Raw genomic sequence first — 15,987 nt, forward strand, 5'->3', positions numbered from 1 at the left:
AGTGGTGTCACACAGGGCGGTCAGGCCCGGACGCGGCTCGGTGCCGGACCCGCGGCCGGTGCCACCGCCGAGGAACCCCGTCGGCGTCGCGTGGGCCGGTGCAGCCGGAGCCGGCGGGTGAGCCAGGCGGTGAGGGCCACCGCCACGCCCAGGCCGAGCAGCAGCCAGGCGGCCGTGCGCAGGGTGCCGGTCAGGGCGTCGTAGACGGCGCCCGCGGCCGGGTGGGACACGTCGGCCGGCAGGTCGGACAGGGTGAGGCTGCGGCCGACGGCCAGGGCGAGGACCAGCAGGGCGCCGCCCAGGGCCGTACCCAGGGCGGTGGCGGCGACCGCGCGGCGCCGGCGCACGGCCAGCCCGATCCCGCCGACGGCGAAGGCGACGGCCGCCACCGGCAGCCAGAAACCGGCGACTTCGAGCACGTGGAACCCCTTCCGGAACGTGGTCAGCCGGTCCGCCGGGAGCACGGCGACCGCGGTGTGCTCCACCGGGATCCGCGCGGCGAGCGGCACATGGTCCCGGGCGAGCTGGCGTTTGACCTGGGCGGTGACGGGGGCGAGGTCGACGGTGACGGCGCGCTCGTCCTCGGCGCGCAGGGCGCGCAGTACGGCGTCGTGGGTGACCCGGTTGCCGGTGTCCCAGGCCAGCCGGAAGGCCCGGGTGTGGGTGAAGGAGCGCACCGCGTCGTGGACGAAGGGGCGCACCGAGCCGCGGACCGGGCGGACGTCCAGGTGCTGGTCCACCGCGCGCAGGATGCCGTCACCGACCGTGTCCACGACGGCCTCCCGCACGGCCGGGTCGGCGGCGAGCGGCGCCATCGTGGTGACGTACCGGCCCGTGTCGGCGAGCCCGTACGCCGCCCAGGCCGCCAGCGCGCCGAACGGCACGAGGAGGCAGGACAGGGCGATCAGTACGGCCGACAGGGCGCTCCTGAGACGTGGGGGCACGCTTCCAGGCAACGGTCCCGGAGGCCGGTGCGCGAGCGGGGGGACTGCGTTCGGGCGGCTCTCCGGTGGAGGGATCACCCGAACGGGTGTTTCCTGGTGCTGGGGGGACGGAAGTGGCCGGTGTGACCCTTCGGTCCGGCCGCGTGGGGAAAACAGGGGAAAACAGGGGAGCGCGTGGGCCCCGGCCACCTGGTCGGGGCCCACGCGTGCCGGAATCCGTCCCCGCGCCGTTCCCATCCGCTCAGCGGATCCGGCGCCCGAACGCGTCCTCCCGCGTGTAGTACCGGTAGAAGAACACGGCGAAGGTGACCGCCGACACCAGCAGGGACATCAGCACCGACCGCACCACGTCGTCATGACTGCCCTGGCCGGCGCCCTGGGTGGACATGAAGCTGCCGCTCTGGCTGTAGAGGAAGCCGAACGCACAGCCCACGAACGCCGACCACAGCAGGGCGTGCACCTCCCGCGGCATCCGCGGGGCCAGGATCAGCAGGGCGGCGCACAGCACGGCGAACACCACCGCGCTGGCGAAGCCGAGCAGCAGGTTCCAGCCGGTGATCCCACCGCCGGAGCGGTTGTTGGCCGCCACCCAGTAGCCGTAGACCAGGCCGAGAGCGACCGGGACGGCCAGCCGGGCGATCCGGTGGGTCCGGGCGTCGAAGATGTCGGGTGTCCGCCGGACGATGTCGGACGACCGGCGCTCCACCTCGGGCGTGCGGCCGGGCCGGGACATCCCGCCGGGCGTGGATGCCGCTTGAGCCATGGGAGCACTCCTTCCCTCTCGCCCCGGTCCGCCCCGCTTCCGGGGCCCGTCTTTGGGGCACGTCTCCAGGGCACACCGGGGGCCCTGGCCCGGCAACTCGGCCAGGAGGGTCACGAGTGCCCGGATGCGTGCGGTTCTCTCCCGTGATTCGCTGAACGACATGGAGGGCTGCCGGCCGTGACGGAGATGGAGTACGGGCGGCGCCGCCCGCTGCTTCGGGTCCGCGGGCGGAGCATCGCCTGGCTGCCGCCCCTGCTGCTGCTCGTCGGGATCATCCTGCTGGACTTCAACACCGGTGAACAGTTCCGGATCATCACGTGGATCGTCCTGGTGCCGGGCATCGCCGCCGCGATCTGCGGGGTGTGGACGACGGCCGCCTACAGCGTGCTGTCCGTGGTGACGTACGTCCTCGTGGACAACGCCTGGCCGGACCAGTACCAGGCCGGGTTCGGCGACTTCCTGCTGGTCGCCCTCGGCGGCGCGCTGGCCACCCTCGCCGCGGTGGTCCGCGTGCGCCAGGAGCGGCAGATCCTGCACATCCGGGACATCGCCGAGACCACCCGGCGTACGGTGCTGCGCCCGCTGCCGCCGCGCTGGGCCGGTCTGGAGCACGCCGGGGTGTACCTGGCCGCCGACGTGGACGCCCGGGTCGGCGGCGACTTCTACGACATCCAGCCCGGCCCGCACGGCACCCGGGTCCTGGTCGGAGACGTGCAGGGCAAGGGCCTCGGCGCGGTGGAGGCCGCCGCCGCGCTGCTCGGCACCTTTCGCGAGGCCGGCTACCACGAGAAGGACCTCACGACCGTCGCCGCGCGCCTGGAGACCCGGATGCTGCGGCACCGCTCGCACACCGCCGCGCTCGGCCGGGCCGACGGCGACCGCTTCGCCACCGCCGTCCTCATCGCCTTCCCCGAGGACGCCACGGAGGCGATCGACATCACGAACTTCGGCCACGAGCCGCCGCTCGCCGTCGGCCCGCGCGGGGTCCGCGAACTGCCCAGCGGCGACGGGGTGCCGCTCGGCCTCGGCGAGCTGGCGGGCGGACTGCCGCCGGTGCACCGGGTGCCGCTGGCCGCCGACGAGACGCTGCTGCTGGTCACCGACGGGGTGACCGAGGCCCGCGACGGGCCCGGCGAGTTCTTCCAGCTGGCCCGCGAGGTCGCCCGCGCGGTCGAAGCCGACCCGGGCCGCGCCGCACCCCGGCGCCTGGTCCGCCGGGTCCGTGACGGCGTGCTGCGGCACAGCGGGGGCCGGCTGGAGGACGACACCACGATCTTCGCGGTACGGCGGCTGACGGGCAGTGGGGGCGAAGACCACGAACAGGGACGTTTGCGGTCCTGAGGCACCGCTGTGCGGCGGCAGCGGTTACGGTGCTGGCTGGAGACCGGATCTACGGGACAGGGGGAGGCACGATGCCCGGAACCGTGCTGTTGCTCGCGGCCTCGCCGCTGGGCCGGGGGCGCCTGGTGGACGCGGCCGGTGTCCTGCCGGTGCTGGCCGCCGTCGCCCCCGCCGTGCTGTCCGGCACCGACACCGCGAACGTGGTCGAACTCGCCGACCCGCTGGAGCCGCAGGCCGTCCTCACCCGTCTGCGCGCCGCCGCGGCCACGCCCGCGCCGCTCACGGTCTACGTCACCGGCCAGCTGCACCTGGACCGGCGCCAGCACCAGCCCCATCTCGCCCTGGCCCGCACCACTCCGGCCACCCTGCGCTACACCGCGCTGCCCTGGCACTGGATCCGCGAGGAACTCCGGCTGCGCTCCGCCACGGACACCGCACTGGTCCTCGACCTGCACGCCGACGCCGAGGCCTGGCGCCACATCACCGAGCGCGGCCTCGACTCCGGCCGCACCACCGCGGTGTACGGCCGCGTCGCGCCGCCCAGGGGACGGCGGGGCCTGGCCGAGCCGACGTACATGAAAACGGTGGCCACACTCCTGCGAAGCGGCCACCGACCTCCCCTGGACTCCCTCCACCAGCAGGCACTGGCCCGGATCACGGAGGAGACGAGGGACAACCTGCTGCTGGCCGGCGTAGGGGGACTGATGCGCGGGCCCGGGCCGTCCGGTTTCGCACCGGCACCCGGAACCGGCGGCTTCACACCGGGGACTACGGCCGGGGCCCTGGCCCCCGAATCCATGGCCGGCACACCGACGCCGGGCGCTGCGGCCGCAGCCACCGGCCCCCGGCCGGGAGGCACGGGCACCGGCTCGGTGCCGGTGGTCGCGGGTGGCGGCTCGGTGCCGGTTGTTACTGGTGGTGGCTCGGTGCCGGTGGCCACGGGTGGCGGCCCGGTGCCGGTTCTCCCGGCTGGTGGCCAGGCCTCCGGTGCCGGCGCCGAGGACCTGCTGCCGGGACCCCGGTACGGCGCGGCTGCCGGCAAGCCCGGGACCGGCAACACCGCCCCCGTCCCCGCCGGCATGACCGGCCCCGCCCCGGCCGCTGACGCCGCTCCCACCGTCGCTGTGGCCGGCCTCGCCGCTGACGCTGCCCCCGCCTCGACCGCTGATGCCGCTCCCACCACCGTTGCCGCCCCCGTCGGCCCTGCCGCCGTCGCAGGCTCCGCTCCCGTCGGCGGTCCCGGCCCCGTCGGCCCTGCCGCCGTCGCAGGCTCCGCTCCCGTCGGCGGTCCCGCCCCCGTCGGCCCCGCCGCCCCCACCATCGCCCCCGGCTCCCCGAGCACCTCCTCCTCCTCCACCTCCTCTACCTCCCCCGCTTCCCCCGCTCCCCCAGTCTCCCCCGCCGAGACGCCCCACCCCAGCGACCCGCACGCCGGTATCACGGCCGCTGTGCAGGCCGGGCGGTATGGGGAGGCTGATGGGGTGGCTGCTCGGCATGAGGCGGAGGCCGTGCGGGCGTACGGGGCGGGGTCGGAGCAGGCGTTGCACTGGAGTGAGGTCCGGGCCGACCTGGCGATGTTCGCGGGGGACGCGGTGCGCAGTTGCCGGATGTGGCTGGGCGTGGCCGAGTCGCGGCTGACCGCCGGGCAGGCGGTGGACGCGCCCGCCGTGGAGGCGGCCGTGGACCGGGCGCACCACCAGTGGGCGTCCATCAAAGACACGGCGCGGGCCCGTGAACTCGGGCCCGCGCTCGCTCAGTTGCGGCTTCGGGTGCCCGGCCGCCGGCGTGGCGCGCTGGAGAACGTCCAGCGGCAGCTGCGCCAGCTGCAGGGCACCCCCTAGCGCTTACCGGGTGAAGGTGAAGTACTTCCAGGCGCCGTGCGTCGTGGAGTTCACGGTGTCACCGGAGGCGCTGTTGATGTACGACGAGCGGACCCGGAACCGCCAGCCGACGTCCTCACTGTGGTCGCCGGTGATGCTGACCCGGGAGACGCCGTCGGAGCCGAGCTTGAAGTACGCGGGGTCACCCGGGTACCAGCGGCCCTGGTAGTACACCTCGAACTCGAACTTCTGCGCCCGGCCGGGGTAGTACGGCATCTTGGTCGTGATCAGCGGGTTCTTCGTCTTGTGGAAGAAGTAGTACGTGTGGTTCCACGTGTACTGCGACTTGTAGTGGTTGCCGACCGACGTGGACACGCTGACCTTGGCGCCGACGGTGCTGGCGGCGGACGCCGGCGTGTAGCGGGAGTCGCCCTTGAACTTCGCGGTGACCTTGGTGTCCCGCTTGAGGTCCAGGGTGACCGACAGGTTGCCGTCGGAGTTGACCTTGCCGGACTTCACCAGCTTGTTCGGCTTGTCGCCGCCGAACGGGTCGGCCCAGATCTCCACCGTACGGTTGGTGTAGGTCTTGCCGAGGTGCGCGGTGAACTTGACGTCCTTGCCGTACGAGTACACCTTGCCGTTGTTGTTGATCGTCAGCGTCGGCTTGGCGCGGGAGACCTCGACGGTGTCCGAGCCGGAGGCCGCCGCGTGGTCGGCGTCGCCCGCGTAGGCCACCGTGTACTTCACCTTGCCGCCGGACGGCGGGGTGTCGGTGAAGGAGAACGTGCCGTCGGCCTTGGTGACCGCCGCCGCCAGGGCCTTGCCCTTCGGGGACTCCATGTCGGTGCGGGTGACGGTCAGCTTGGTGCCGGCCGGGACCGCCACCTTGGAGGTGACCTTGCCCTTGACGGTGAGCTGCTTGGCGCGGGCGGCGGTGGCCGGCGCGTCCACGGTGACGGTGGCGGCCGCCTTGGTGGGCGCGTCGAGGACGCGCAGCGAGTACGCGCCCTCGCTGTTGCTGGTCACCGCGAACAGCCGGGAGCCGTTCGGGTCCCAGGCCAGTCCGCCCCGGGCCAGCAGGTCGGAGCCGCTGGTGGTGCCGGTGTTCGGGAAGTCGTAGGTGCGCACCGCCTCGCCGGAGCCGGGCTTGAAGATGTAGACATCCGGCTCGTAGGAGCCGGAGATGCCGGCCGCGAGCGTGCCGTCGGCGGCGATCGCGACGGAGTTCGGGTAGGCGTCCGTGACGTACTTGCCGGCCTCGTTGAGGTCGGAGGTGCGGAACACCTGCTGGTAGTACGGCGCACCGCTGGCCACGACGACGTTCTGGCCGTCGGGGGTGACCTGGAAGTCGCCGAGGTTGCTGCCCGCCTCACGGGTGGTGGCCACCTGCGCGGCGGTGCCCGACGAGACGTCGTACGAGGCCAGTACGGCCGGGCTCTGCCCGAGCGCGCCCGCGACGAGCGTGTGGGAGCCGGGCGCGGCGTCCAGCAGCGGGGCCGCGTACCAGCTGTTGTCCTGGCCGAGCGTGATCTTGTGGTCCTCGGCCGCCAGGTCGACGGAGCCGATGTTGCCCTCGGCCGCGCCGCCGTAGCCGAACCACAGCTTGCCGCCCGCGAGGGCGACGCTGAGCGGCTTGTCGCCGACCTCGTACCGGCCGGTCTCGGTGTCGGTGGCGGTGTCGATGACCGCGATGGTGTCCAGGTCCTGTACGGCCGCGTAGAGCGTGCCGGAGTCGGCGGACAGCTCGAGCCCCTGGACCCCGGACAGGTTGGTGGTGAGCTGCTTGACGACCCGGCCGGCGTAGTCGGTGACGACGATCTTGCCGTTGAGCGGGTCGCTGACGAAGACCTGCTGGTGGACGGCGTCCACGACGATGTCACCGGTCTGCTTCACCGGCAGGACGGCGGTGGAGTCGGCGGACGCCGGAGTGGCGGCGAGGGCCGCCGAGCTGAAGAGGACCGCCAGGGTGGTGGCAGCCGTGAGAGAGCGCTTGCGCACGCTGATTCGAACCCCCCGGAACGAATGAAAAAGACGTGGGTGCCCGCGCGGACACGGCGAAGTGTGAGCCCCCTGTGCGTGAGCCGTGTGCGCCGCGCGTGGCGAGTGTGCGCAAAGACTAGGTCATGTCAGTGACAACAACGCCAGGGCCCCGGAGGCCGGCGTGCGGACACCTGGGGCAACCGTGGACAGGTCGGGCGCGAAGCGGGGGCCGTGGTACTCGATCGCTCTTCGGTCCCGTCAGCGGTGCGGCGCCGGCGTGATGACATGTGCGGCCGGGGCGTCCGGGGTCGCCCTCGCCGGGCCGGCGTTGGCGGCTGTCAGCAAGGCCGCCGCGGCGATCACCGCGGCCGTTACCGCCCTCCGTGCGGTGGGGCGTGCGTAGGGTGCGGATGTACGTCCGGACACGGCGACCTCGCAACACAACAGCGGAGTGTTAAGCATGCTTAATCCGCCGTTTAACGTAGGGGCTGCCGAAGCCCGACGGCAAGGGGTGCCAGGCGAGTTGGGGGGAGCGGCAGGCATGCGGGAGCGGGACGACCCGGAGGTCATCGGGCGGCGGGTGCAACGGCTGCGGACGCAGCAGGGGCTTACGCAGCGGCAGTTGGCGGAGCCGGCGTACACGCCCGCCTACATCTCCACCCTGGAGGCCGGCCGGGTCCGCGCCTCCGACGAGGCGTTACGGCATATCGCGGAGCGGCTCGGCGTGGCCTTCGAGGAGCTGGCCGTGGGCCGCCCCGCCCACCTGGCCACGGACCTGCGGCTGCGGCTCACCGAGGCCCAGCGGATCCTCGCCGACGGCCGGGCCGAGGAGGCGGCCGCCCAGTACGCCGTGCTGCGCGCGGAGGCGGAGGCGCACGGGCTCGGCTGCGAACAGGCGACCGCGCTGCTGGGGCTCGGCGAATGCGCCCTCGAGACAGGCGAGCTGACCGGGGCCCGCGAGTACTTCGAGCAGGCCGAGGAACGGCTGGCCGGCAAGACCCTGCCGGAACGCGTGCCCGCCATCCGCGGCAGGGCGGTGGCCCACTACCTCGCCGGTGAGCTGCGGTACGCCGTCTACCTCCTGGAGTCCACCCTCGACGAACTGAACCGCGGCGGACTGCACGACCCCGACGCGCTGCTGCTGCTCTACGCCAGCGTGATCGGCCCGTACATGGACATGGGCGCGCACGCCCGTGCCGCCCAGGCCGCCGAGTTCGCCCTCGCGCTCGCCCCGCGGGCGGCAGACCCCGCGCTGATCGCCCGGATGCACCGCTCGGTGGCCCGTACCCTGCTCGCCGAGGGCCGGGTCACCGAGGCCGACGCCTCCCTGGCCAAGGCGGCCGAGCTGTACCGGCAGCTGAGCCTGCGCACCGAGCTGGCCAACTGCCACTGGATGCGCGGCTACGTCAGCGCGCAGAACGGCGAACTGGACCGGGCGGAGGCTGAGCTGCGGCAGGCGTACGCCATGCTCTCGGAGACCCGCGCCGCCCTGTACCGCAGCCAGGCCGCCGTCGAACTCGCCGACGTGCTGCACCGCCGGGGCAAGTCCGAGGAGGCCGCCGGGCTGCTGGAGGGCGTCCTCGGCGACTTCTCCTCCGAGCGCGGCGCCGTCCACGCGGCCGCCGCACACCGCCTGCTCGGCATCATCGCGGAGGACGCCCGGGACACCGAGGCCGCCGAGGAGCACTACGTCCGCGCCCTCAGCCTCCTGGAACGCGCGGGCGCAGCCGGCGACCTCGCCGACCTGTGCCGCCTCCTCGGCGACCTGCTCCGCCGCACGGGCCGCGTCGAGGCCGCCCTGGACGCCTACCGCACCGGCCTCGGCCACCGCACCGCCCCCGGCACCACCACCCTCGGCCCGCCCCCGGCCCAGCCGCCGCTCTGACCCTCACACCTGCGCCCGCCCCTGCTTGCGGATGTCCGCCAGACGCAGGGCGCCGATCTGTACGGCGGCCTGGGTGGCGTCGTTCGGTACGTCGCCGAGGCCGGCGTTGGTGAGGGCGAAGGCGTCCTCGCCGACGCGGACGGCGGCCAGGTCCATGGTGAGGAGGTACTCCTCGTCGTCGTCGGTCGTGGTGGCGATGGTGACGCGCAGGCCCTGCCGGGCGTCGCCGACCTCCGGCAGCGGGGCGTCCATGACCTGGACGTCCTCCACGAGCCCGAGTTCCGTGGTGGCGGTGAACCGGGCGCACTGCACGGGCAGCGTCCGCAGCCAGGACAGTACGGCGTCGACGTCCGCCGGGCGGCGGGCGCCGATCTGGTAGCGGAGCTGGGCGTCGGTGTCGGCGTCGTCCAGGCCGACGGCGACGCGGGCCGGGGCGCCGAGGAGTTCGTCGCTGTACAGGGCGTCCAGCAGCCGCTGGCACTCCCCGGCCGTGGTGTGGGTCTTCAGCAGCCCGTCCCGCCAGGTGGCCGCGCCGCGCGTGGCGGTCCAGGGGGCGCCCAGGTCGGTCTCGTTGATCAGCGCGGACTGCGCCTGCTCGTCGCTGAGCGTGGAGCCGTCGGCCCGCGCGGACGCCCTGGACGTCTGGCTCGGCCGGTCGATGGTGGGCAGCGGGTACGGCGCGCTCGCCGGGTGCTTCAGACCGAGGGCCGCGCAGCCTCCGGCGGCTATGAGGCCGGCGGCGACGACGGTGAGGAGGACGCCACGGGGGACGCGGGGGCGTATCGCGGGGGACATGGGTGCCTCCTGGGCTGCGTGCGGCCGACGGTGCCTGATCTCACGGCACCACCGGGCCGACCCGCTCACCAGCGCTCCGGGCCGTACGGGTGAGGGGAGGGGGCGCCCGGAAATCCGTGGTGCGGGGCGGGCGGGGGCGGTACCTTGCCTGTCATGCAGCGCGCCCACCAGCACCCGTCGAACACGACGACGCCGGACACCGTCCCGGCGCGCTGACACCTGACCAGCATCGAAGCCCCGGGGCGCACGCCCCGGGGCTTCGTCGTGCACCGGGGCGTCCGCCTCCCCGACGGAGGAGAACCGGATGAACGACAAGGTCGACGACCATCGGCGGCTCGGCCGTGCGCTGGACCTCTTCGACACCGACCCGCTGATGGGCGCCGGACTGCCGTACTGGCTGCCGGACGGGGCGGTCGTGCGGCACACCCTGGAGGAGTACATCCGGGACGCCGAACGCCGGGCCGGCTACCGGCACGTCTACTCGCCCGCGCTCGGCAAACGCGAGCTGTACGAGATCTCCGGGCACTGGGACCACTACCGCGACGACATGTACCCGCCGATGCGGCTCGGCGCCGAGGAGGTCGTGCTGCGGCCCAGCCTCTGCCCCCACCACGCCCTGATCTACCGCTCCCGCTCCCACAGCTACCGCGAACTGCCCCTGCGCATCGCCGAGCTGGGCGCCATGCACCGTGCCGAGCTGTCCGGCGTGCTCGGCGGGCTGACCCGGGTCCGCGCCATCCACCTCAACGACGCGCACGTCTTCTGCACCCTGGACCAGGTGGTGGCCGAGGCCCGCGCCGCCCTGGAGCTGATCGCCCGCGCCTACGCCGACCTCGGCATCGAGGCCGTACGCCACCGCCTCTCGCTGCCCGGCGCGGGCGGCAAGTACGTCGCCGACCCGGAGCTGTGGCGCCGGGCGACCGAGCTGCTGCGGGAGGTCCTCGCCGAGGCCGGGGTGGCGTACGAGGAGGCGGAGGGCGAGGCCGCGTTCTACGGCCCGAAGATCGACGTGCAGATCGCCGACCCGGCGGGCCGCGAGTCCACCCTGTCCACCGTCCAGATCGACTTCCACCAGCCCGCCCGCTTCGACCTGCACTACATCGGCGCCGACGGCGCGAAGCACCGGCCGGTGATGGTGCACCGCTCCGTCATCGGCAGCGTCGAGCGGGCCGTCGCCCACCTCCTGGAGGCGCACGGCGGCGCGTTCCCGGCCTGGCTGGCCCCGGTCCAGCTGGCCGTGCTGCCGGTCGGTGAGGACCAGCGGGAGCAGGCGGCGGCACTGGTCCGGGAGGCGCTCGCGCTCGGCCTGCGCGCCGAAGTCGCCGGGCCCGAGGAGGGCACCCTGGGAGCCAGGATCCGCGCGGCGCGCCTCGTGCCGTACCAGGCGGTGATCGGTGCCCGGGAGGCCGGCGCCGGGCTGGCCGCCGTACGCCTGCGGGACGGCCGGCGGCCCGGTGCGCTGCCCGGGAGTGAACTCCTGCGGCGCATCGCCGAACGGGTGGCGGCACGCGGCACCGCGCTCTGGGACTGATCTAAGGTCGGGTCGACGGAAGGAGTCCGCCGTGACCGGTCAGCCCATCCCCGTGATCATCGACTGCGACACCGGCGTCGACGACGCCCTGGCCCTGCTGTTCGCCGTACGCCACCCCGGACTCGACCTCCGTGCGGTGACCTGCGTGGCCGGGAACACCGACGTGGACGGCGTGGTCCGCAACACCCTCACCGTGCTGGAGCAGGCGGGCGCCCCCGACATCCCGGTGGCCCGGGGCGCCGAGCGCCCGCTGCTGGAGCCCGCCCGCTCCGCGCCCGTGCACGGCGCCGACGGCATGGGCGACCTGGGCCTGCCCGCGCCCGCCCGCACCCCGGTCGACGTCGACGCCGTCACCCTCCTGCACCGCGAGATCCTCGCCTCCCCGCGCCCGGTCACCCTGATCCCGACGGCGCCCCTGACGAACATCGCCCTGCTCCTGCGCACCCACCCGGAGGTGACCCGGAACATCGAGCGGATCGTGTTCATGGGCGGCGCGGTGGAGGTCGGGAACGCCACGCCGGTCGCGGAGTTCAACGTCTGGCACGACCCGGAGGCCGCGGCGATCCTGCTCACGGCCGGGGTGCCGATCACGATGTACGGCCTGGACGTCTTCCGGCAGGTCATCGTGGACAGTGACGAGGTGCACCGGCTGCGGACGAGCAGCGAGCCCGGCACCCGCCTGGCCGGTGAACTCCTCGCCCACCGGCCGGCCCACCAGGGCGAGCCGCCGGAGGCCGAGGAGGCGGGCGGCCTCGGCGACGCGGGCGCGGTGTGCGCGGTCGCCGACCCGCAGGGCATCACCACCAGCCTCCTCCCGGTCGAGGTCTCCCTCGCCCCCGGCCCGACCCGCGGCCAGACCATCGTCGACCGCCGGCCCCGGCTGGGCGAGTCGGAGATCCACGAGGGCGGCCGCGAACGGGCGCTGGTCGACGTGGCGTTGGAGGTCGACGTCGACCGGTACGTGAAGCTGTACCTGGAGACGGTGGAACGCTAGTCGGCGGGCGTGGCGGGGGCCGACCAGCGTTCCTCCACGCGGGCCAGTCGCCAGTACGTCAGCGCCGCCGCCCACACCACCACGAACAGGCCGACGATGAGGTAGCCGACGTTGTCGAGGTCGAGGCCGGCGATCCAGCCGGTCACGGCGTCGTGCAGGGCGAACTTCTCGTGCAGGACGCCGACCAGTTCGATGGTGCCGATGAAGAAGGCGACGGCGATGGACAGGCCGGTGATGGCGAGGTTGTAGAAGACCTTGCGGACGGGGTTGGCGAACGCCCACTGGTAGGCGAAGTTCATGAACGTGCCGTCCAGGGTGTCGAACAGGCTCATCCCGGCCGCGAAGAGGAGGGGCAGGCAGAGCACCGCGTACCAGGGCAGGCCGGCTGCCGCGCCGGAGCCCGCCATCACCATCAGCGTGACCTCGGTGGCCGTGTCGAAGCCGAGGCCGAAGAGGAAGCCCAGCGGGTACATCTGGCCGGGGCGGGAGACGGACCTGGTGAGGCGGCCGAGGATCCGGTTCATGAAGCCCCGTGAGTCCAGGTGCTGTTCCAGCTCCTGCTCGTCGTACGCGCCCGCGCGCATCGCCCGGAACACCTTCAGGATGCCCACCAGGGCGACCAGGTTCAGGGCGGCGATGAGGTAGAGGAACGTGCCGGAGATCGTCGTACCGAGGAAGCCGAGCACCTGGTGGGTGGTGGAGCCCTCGTTCATCACCTTGCCGGCCAGCGAGGTGCCGCCCGCGATCAGCAGCGCCAGCAGGACGACGACGCTGGAGTGGCCGAGCGCGAACCAGAAGCCCACCGACACCGGCCGCTTGCCGTCGGCCATCAGCTTGCGGGTGGTGTTGTCGATGGCGGCGATGTGGTCGGCGTCGAAGGCGTGCCGCATGCCGAGGGTGTAGGCGGTGATGCCGAGGCCGACACCGAAGACGTCGGTGCCGACCTTGTAGTGCCGGGGGGCGACGAGGAGGTAGAGGATCCCGAAGGCCACGACGTGCAGGGCGACGATCACCGCCATCAGGCCCGCCGTCTTGACGGTGTCCTCGCGTCGCCAGCGGAAGGTTGCGGCATCGGCCATCGGTTCATGCTCCAGCACCTCGTGGATCACTTCATGAGCTGCCGTGGCCGGTCTCCTGGCTTACGGGTGCCGCGTCCGCCGTCCCTGCCTTCCCGGTCGTAGGACCAGTGGCCCGGCGGTGTGCCGGACGGAACGGGAACTCCCCGATCACAGTGGCGAGGGCCGCGTCGACCTTGCATCGACTTCCCGAGCACCACGGCCCGCCCACCGTAGAGGGGCACGCGGTTTCCCGCATAGCTGCGCACCCGCGCAGGTATCCAAGATCACAGGCGGTCCCCGCCACCGGTGACGCGCGGACACAGGGCCTGTTGGGGCACTGCACGGCCTGACCACCCGCGAAAAGGTTGCCTTTCCGGGCAAGGTGGACAGATACAGATTCCGTACTGTCGTCCGTCCCAGGGGAGCCCGTATGGCAGACCACTCGCCGGACCTCTCACCCAGAAACCCCGACTGGTGGCGCCAGGCCGTCATCTACCAGGTCTATCCGCGCAGTTTCGCCGACGCCGACGGAGACGGCCTCGGCGACCTCAGGGGCATCGCCCAGCGGCTGGGCCACCTCGCCACGCTCGGCGTGGACGCCCTGTGGCTGAGCCCCTTCTACCCCTCCGAACTCGCCGACGGCGGCTACGACGTCATCGACCCCCGCGGGGTCGACGAACGCCTCGGCACCCTGGACGACTTCGACGCCCTGGTCGCCGAGGCGCACCGGCTCGGCCTCAAGGTCGTCGTGGACATCGTCCCCAACCACACCTCCCACCTGCACCCCTGGTTCCAGGAGGCGTTGCGCGCCGGACCCGGCTCCGCCGCCCGGGACCGGTACGTCTTCCGGCCCGGCCGCGGTGCGCACGGCGAACTCCCGCCCACCGACTGGCAGTCAGTGTTCGGCGGCAGCGCCTGGCGGCGGGTGCCCGACGGGGAGTGGTACCTCCACCTCTTCGCCCCCGAACAGCCCGACCTCAACTGGGACAACGAGGAGGTCCGCGCCGACTTCCGCACCACCCTGCGGTTCTGGTCCGACCGGGGCGTGGACGGCTTCCGCGTCGACGTCGCCCACGGCCTGGCCAAGGACCTCACCGAGCCGCTGCGGGACGTCGGCGACATCGGCGCGACCGGCGAGGACGCGCTGCCCCTGGTCCCGCCGGGCAGCCACCCGTACTGGGACCGGGACGAGGTCCACGAGATCTACCGCGACTGGCGCAAGATCTTCGACGCCTACACCCCGCCGCGCATGGCCGTCGCCGAGGCCTGGGTGCCGGGCGCCCGCCGCGCCCTGTACGCCCGGCCCGACGAACTCGGCCAGGCCTTCAACTTCGAGTACCTGGAGGCACGCTGGGACGCCGAGGAACTGCGGGACGTCATCACCGGCTCGCTGGCCACGGCCCGGGCGGCCGGGGCCTCCGCCACCTGGGTGCTGTCCAACCACGACGTCGTACGCCACGCCTCCCGGCTGATGCTGCCGGCCGGCACCGATCCGGCCGCCTGGCTGCTCGCCGACGGCGCGGCGCCCGCGGTCGACACGGCGGCCGGGCTGCGCCGGGCCCGGGCCGCGACCCTGCTGATGCTGGCGCTGCCCGGCTCGGCCTACCTCTACCAGGGTGAGGAACTCGGCCTGCCCGAGGTCGCCGACCTGCCCGCCGAGGTGCTCCAGGACCCGATCTGGGAGCAGACCGGCCATGTCCGCAAGGGCCGCGACGGCTGCCGGGTGCCGCTGCCGTGGACGACGACCGGACCCAGTTACGGCTTCGGGCCCGGGGCCTCCTGGCTGCCGCAGCCCGCGTCCTTCGCGGCCTACGCCGTCGAGGCGCAGACCGGCGCCGAGGGCTCCACGCTGGAGCTGTACCGCACGGCCCTGCGGCTGCGCCGCAAGCTGCTGGCGGGCGAGACCCTGTCCTGGACCCCGCAGGCACCGGCGGCCGTACTGGACTTCAGCCGCACCGAGGGCTGGCGCAACGTCACCAACCTCGGCACCGCGCCGGTACCGCTGCCGCCGGGCGAGGTCCTGCTGACCAGCACCCCGCTGCCCGACGGAAGGGTGCTGCCGCCGGACACCACGGTGTGGCTGGCCTAGCCGGCCGAGGGACTGGGACCCGGGACCGAGTTCCCGCCGCCGGCGATGCCGTTGATGTCCACCGGGGTGGAGGTGGCGGTCGGCGGCGGGGTGAGCACCACCTCCGGCTGGCCGGCGGCCGGGGGCGGCGGGGTCAGGTCGGAGTTGGGCAGCTTGGGCGGGGTGGTCTGCTGGAACAGGGTCTGGTCGAAGTCGACCAGACCCGTCTTCTCCATCACCGTGATGTGGTCCAGCACGGTGTCGTTGGCCTGGTCGGCGAGGGCCCGCACCAGGGAGTTCTTGGTGGTGGACCGGATCTTCGCGACCGTGTTGAAGATCGAGCCGTGCGTCATCCGCAGGATGTTGGCGAAGTCCGTGTCGAACTGCTTGCCGCTCTCCGACTTCAGCGTGTTCACGAAGCCCTCCTGCTGCGGGCTCGCCACGTTGGGCAGCGTGATGTTCAGCATGGGCGCGATCTTGCGGCAGGTGGTGTCCAGCGCCGCGTGTCCGTCGATCAGGTGCTGGCTGGCCGTGATCACCGCCTTCGAACTGCCCTTCTGCAGCCCGATCTGCCCCACCGGGTACTCCCACAGGCCGGCCGCCCGCACCTTGACCACGAAGTCCCGGTCCTGTTCGGTGAGCGGTCCCCACTGGGTGTTGGCGATCACGCGGTCCTGTGCACTGGAGACCTTGTCCAGGCCGAGCATGCCGGGGTAGGCGAGGGCCGCGAGGGTCAGGGCCATCGCACCGCCCACGAAGACAGTTCCCGTCGCGTTCCGCGAAAAGCGCACCGTTCCTCCTGCCTGGT

At 73.2% G+C, this 15,987-nt stretch carries 11 protein-coding genes, 1 pseudogene and 1 riboswitch; of the genes and pseudogenes, 6 read left to right on the plus strand and 6 right to left on the minus strand.

Annotated features, from left to right (window positions below; genetic code table 11):
• Nucleotides 1–20: 20 nt before the first annotated feature.
• Both ACZ4U1_RS21550 and ACZ4U1_RS21555 read right to left on the minus strand, forming a co-directional pair.
• Complete coding sequence (locus tag ACZ4U1_RS21550) at nucleotides 21–944, minus strand: hypothetical protein (RefSeq protein WP_467905212.1); 924 nt, start codon at nucleotides 942–944, stop codon at nucleotides 21–23.
• Between the two features lie 241 nt (nucleotides 945–1,185).
• Nucleotides 1,186–1,707, minus strand: coding sequence for a hypothetical protein (locus ACZ4U1_RS21555; protein ID WP_467905214.1), 522 nt, complete (start codon nucleotides 1,705–1,707; stop codon nucleotides 1,186–1,188).
• 186 nt (nucleotides 1,708–1,893) lie between these two features.
• Between ACZ4U1_RS21555 and ACZ4U1_RS21560 the strand changes: the two genes are divergently transcribed.
• On the plus strand, nucleotides 1,894–3,048 hold the full coding sequence (locus ACZ4U1_RS21560; protein ID WP_467905303.1) for a PP2C family protein-serine/threonine phosphatase: 1,155 nt from the start codon (nucleotides 1,894–1,896) through the stop codon (nucleotides 3,046–3,048).
• Between the two features lie 71 nt (nucleotides 3,049–3,119).
• Nucleotides 3,120–3,902 (plus strand): annotated as a pseudogene (locus ACZ4U1_RS21565) (hypothetical protein); the annotation flags it as partial.
• 990 nt (nucleotides 3,903–4,892) lie between these two features.
• Here ACZ4U1_RS21565 and ACZ4U1_RS21570 read toward each other — a convergent pair.
• Nucleotides 4,893–6,866 carry a YncE family protein gene (locus ACZ4U1_RS21570; RefSeq protein ID WP_467905216.1) on the minus strand — a complete coding sequence of 658 codons (1,974 nt, stop codon included), beginning with the start codon at nucleotides 6,864–6,866 and terminating at the stop codon, nucleotides 4,893–4,895.
• A gap of 523 nt (nucleotides 6,867–7,389) precedes the next feature.
• On the opposite strand from ACZ4U1_RS21570, the gene ACZ4U1_RS21575 reads away from it, so the two are divergent.
• Nucleotides 7,390–8,733, plus strand: a complete 1,344-nt coding sequence (locus ACZ4U1_RS21575; protein ID WP_467905218.1) for a tetratricopeptide repeat protein — start codon at nucleotides 7,390–7,392, stop codon at nucleotides 8,731–8,733.
• A gap of 3 nt (nucleotides 8,734–8,736) precedes the next feature.
• On the opposite strand, the gene ACZ4U1_RS21580 is transcribed toward ACZ4U1_RS21575, so the two are convergent.
• A complete protein-coding gene (locus ACZ4U1_RS21580; RefSeq protein ID WP_467905220.1) occupies nucleotides 8,737–9,528 on the minus strand; it encodes a hypothetical protein in 792 nt (263 codons plus the stop codon).
• A gap of 304 nt (nucleotides 9,529–9,832) precedes the next feature.
• Here ACZ4U1_RS21580 and thrS point away from each other — a divergent pair, with 304 nt between their 5' ends.
• On the plus strand, nucleotides 9,833–11,059 hold the full coding sequence (thrS, locus tag ACZ4U1_RS21585; RefSeq protein ID WP_467905222.1) for a threonine--tRNA ligase: 1,227 nt from the start codon (nucleotides 9,833–9,835) through the stop codon (nucleotides 11,057–11,059).
• A gap of 31 nt (nucleotides 11,060–11,090) precedes the next feature.
• Nucleotides 11,091–12,053, plus strand: a complete 963-nt coding sequence (locus ACZ4U1_RS21590; protein WP_467905224.1) for a nucleoside hydrolase — start codon at nucleotides 11,091–11,093, stop codon at nucleotides 12,051–12,053.
• Here the strand turns inward: ACZ4U1_RS21590 and nicT are convergent.
• Nucleotides 12,050–13,132 carry a Nickel transporter NicT gene (nicT, locus tag ACZ4U1_RS21595; RefSeq protein ID WP_467905225.1) on the minus strand — a complete coding sequence of 361 codons (1,083 nt, stop codon included), beginning with the start codon at nucleotides 13,130–13,132 and terminating at the stop codon, nucleotides 12,050–12,052. The genes ACZ4U1_RS21590 and nicT overlap by 4 nt on opposite strands.
• Before the next feature lie 28 nt (nucleotides 13,133–13,160).
• A riboswitch (cobalamin riboswitch) is annotated at nucleotides 13,161–13,345 on the minus strand.
• 196 nt (nucleotides 13,346–13,541) lie between these two features.
• Here nicT and ACZ4U1_RS21600 point away from each other — a divergent pair.
• On the plus strand, nucleotides 13,542–15,200 hold the full coding sequence (locus ACZ4U1_RS21600) for a glycoside hydrolase family 13 protein (protein ID WP_467905227.1): 1,659 nt from the start codon (nucleotides 13,542–13,544) through the stop codon (nucleotides 15,198–15,200).
• Here ACZ4U1_RS21600 and ACZ4U1_RS21605 read toward each other — a convergent pair.
• Complete coding sequence (locus tag ACZ4U1_RS21605) at nucleotides 15,197–15,934, minus strand: DUF4142 domain-containing protein (protein ID WP_467905304.1); 738 nt, start codon at nucleotides 15,932–15,934, stop codon at nucleotides 15,197–15,199. The two genes, ACZ4U1_RS21600 and ACZ4U1_RS21605, sit on opposite strands and share 4 nt — an antisense overlap.
• Between the last annotated feature and the right edge of the window lie 53 nt (nucleotides 15,935–15,987).

It is taken from the genome of Streptomyces sp. NPDC028928 (assembly GCF_055564915.1).

Bases quoted from the DNA above. Each gene is read 5' to 3' on its own strand.
- ACZ4U1_RS21600 (WP_467905227.1), top strand. From the start codon at position 13,542: ATGGCAGACCACTCGCCGGACCTCTCACCCAGAAACCCCGACTGGTGG.
- ACZ4U1_RS21560 (WP_467905303.1), top strand. From the start codon at position 1,894: ATGGAGTACGGGCGGCGCCGCCCGCTGCTTCGGGTCCGCGGGCGGAGC.
- ACZ4U1_RS21580 (WP_467905220.1), bottom strand. From the start codon at position 9,528: ATGTCCCCCGCGATACGCCCCCGCGTCCCCCGTGGCGTCCTCCTCACC.
- ACZ4U1_RS21575 (WP_467905218.1), top strand. From the start codon at position 7,390: ATGCGGGAGCGGGACGACCCGGAGGTCATCGGGCGGCGGGTGCAACGG.
- ACZ4U1_RS21555 (WP_467905214.1), bottom strand. From the start codon at position 1,707: ATGGCTCAAGCGGCATCCACGCCCGGCGGGATGTCCCGGCCCGGCCGC.
- thrS (WP_467905222.1), top strand. From the start codon at position 9,833: ATGAACGACAAGGTCGACGACCATCGGCGGCTCGGCCGTGCGCTGGAC.
- nicT (WP_467905225.1), bottom strand. From the start codon at position 13,132: ATGGCCGATGCCGCAACCTTCCGCTGGCGACGCGAGGACACCGTCAAG.